Raw genomic sequence first — 2500 nt, 5'->3', positions numbered from 1 at the left:
GTTCTCCGCGAAATCTATTTAGGTAGAGCGTCAGACGAATACCTCGGGGGGTAGAGCACTGGATGGGCTAGGGGTCCTCACCGGATTACCAAACCTAACCAAACTCCGAATACCCGAGAGTACTATCTGGCAGACACACGGCGGGTGCTAACGTCCGTCGTGGAGAGGGAAACAACCCTGACCAACAGCTAAGGTCCCCAAGTCATGGCTAAGTGGGAAAGGATGTGAGACTCCCAAAACAACCAGGATGTTGGCTTAGAAGCAGCCATCATTTAAAGAAAGCGTAACAGCTCACTGGTCTAAATAAGGGGTTTTGCGCCGAAAATGTAACGGGGCTAAAGCCATGCACCGAAGCTTTGGGTTTGATCCGCAAGGGTCAAGCGGTAGCGGAGCGTTCCGTAAGCTGATGAAGGAAGACCCGTGAGGGCTTCTGGAGGTATCGGAAGTGCGAATGCTGACATGAGTAACGATAAAGGGGGTGAGAGACCCCCTCGCCGAAAGTCCAAGGGTTCCTGCTTAAAGTTAATCTGAGCAGGGTTAGCCGGCCCCTAAGGCGAGGCCGAAAGGCGTAGTCGATGGGAACCACGTTAATAATCGTGGGCCTGGAGGTAGTGACGGATTGCGGACGTTGTCTTTCCTTATCGGATTGGAGAGGCGGCCAGGCGGTTCCAGGAAATAGCTCCTCCGTATAGACCGTACCCGAAACCGACACAGGTGGACTGGTAGAGCATACCAAGGCGCTTGAGAGAACTCTGCTGAAGGAACTCGGCAAATTGCACGCGTAACTTCGGGATAAGCGTGACCTCTTAGCGGGCAACCGTTGGGGGGTGGCACAGACCAGGGGGTAGCGACTGTTTATCAAAAACACAGGGCTCTGCGAAGTCGCAAGACGACGTATAGGGTCTGACGCCTGCCCGGTGCCGGAAGGTTAAGAGGAGGGGTGCAAGCTCTGAATCGAAGCCCCGGTAAACGGCGGCCGTAACTATAACGGTCCTAAGGTAGCGAAATTCCTTGTCGGGTAAGTTCCGACCTGCACGAATGGCGTAACGACTTCCCCGCTGTCTCCAGCAGAGACTCAGTGAAATTGAATTCCCCGTGAAGATGCGGGGTTCCTGCGGTTAGACGGAAAGACCCCGTGCACCTTTACTATAGCTTTACACTGGCATTCGTGTCGACATGTGTAGGATAGGTGGTAGGCTTTGAAGCAGGGACGCCAGTTTCTGTGGAGCCACCCTTGAAATACCACCCTTATCGTCATGGATGTCTAACCGCGGCCCGTCATCCGGGTCCGGGACAGTGTATGGTGGGTAGTTTGACTGGGGCGGTCGCCTCCTAAAGAGTAACGGAGGCGCGCGATGGTGGGCTCAGAACGGTCGGAAATCGTTCGCTGAGTGCAATGGCATAAGCCTGCCTGACTGCGAGACAGACAAGTCGAGCAGAGACGAAAGTCGGTCATAGTGATCCGGTGGTCCCGCGTGGAAGGGCCATCGCTCAACGGATAAAAGGTACGCCGGGGATAACAGGCTGATGACCCCCAAGAGTCCATATCGACGGGGTTGTTTGGCACCTCGATGTCGACTCATCGCATCCTGGGGCTGGAGCAGGTCCCAAGGGTATGGCTGTTCGCCATTTAAAGCGGTACGTGAGTTGGGTTCAGAACGTCGTGAGACAGTTCGGTCCCTATCTGCCGTGGGTGTAGGAATATTGACAGGATCTGTCCCTAGTACGAGAGGACCGGGATGGACGTATCTCTGGTGGACCTGTTGTGGCGCCAGCCGCATAGCAGGGTAGCTATATACGGTCGGGATAACCGCTGAAGGCATCTAAGCGGGAAACCCACCTGAAAACGAGTATTCCCTGAGAGCCGTGGAAGACGACCACGTTGATAGGCCGGGTGTGGAAGTGCGGCAACGCATGAAGCTTACCGGTACTAATAGCTCGATTGGCTTGATCATTCTCATTGCTTATATCCATCTTTGGAAGCGCTCACGCATGAGCGGCCCTGCGGGCCTATGCTCTAGCCAAGCGCGCCGGACGACCGGCGGCACGCGGTCGCGTGCCCGGGCTTTGCCCGGACAGCGCGACAACGACGCCGGAAAGGCAAAAAAGACAAAACCAGCTTCTCAAACAACATGCGCTTTGCCGACCTGGTGGTCATGGCGGGGCGGCTGCACCCGTTCCCATTCCGAACACGGCCGTGAAACGCCCCAGCGCCGATGGTACTTCGTCTCAAGACGCGGGAGAGTAGGTCGCTGCCAGGTCTGCCAAACGCATGTCGTTCTCTCACAATATCTGCCAGTCAGCACCCGCCAAACGGCGGCAACGGGCCCCACCAGCCCGTTCTCACGAAAAAACGGGGCCAAATCCCCGCAAAACGGCCCGCAAACAAGCAGGCCACCCGGAAAAAAAACCGGATCGGTGACGCGGGGTGGAGCAGCCCGGTAGCTCGTCAGGCTCATAACCTGAAGGTCGTAGGTTCAAATCCTACCCCCGCAACCAC

Annotated in this window: 1 tRNA gene and 2 rRNA genes (1 of these 3 cut by a window edge); all 3 read left to right on the top strand. The window is 56.3% G+C overall.

The annotated features are described in order from the left end of the window. Positions 1 to 1955 (top strand): 23S ribosomal RNA (locus N1058_RS23935); it begins 952 nt to the left of the window's first position. Positions 1956 to 2146: 191 nt separating this feature from the next. Next, a 5S ribosomal RNA gene (rrf, locus tag N1058_RS23930) occupies positions 2147 to 2261 on the top strand. Positions 2262 to 2422: 161 nt separating this feature from the next. Beyond that, positions 2423 to 2499: transfer RNA gene (locus N1058_RS23925), tRNA-Met, on the top strand. The last annotated feature ends 1 nt before the right edge of the window (position 2500 follow it).

The sequence above is a fragment of the Nitratireductor luteus genome, from assembly GCF_026162365.1.
In the GTDB taxonomy this organism is placed as follows: Bacteria; Pseudomonadota; Alphaproteobacteria; order Rhizobiales; family Rhizobiaceae; genus Chelativorans; species Chelativorans luteus.
This window is presented reverse-complemented; position numbering and strand designations above follow the sequence as displayed.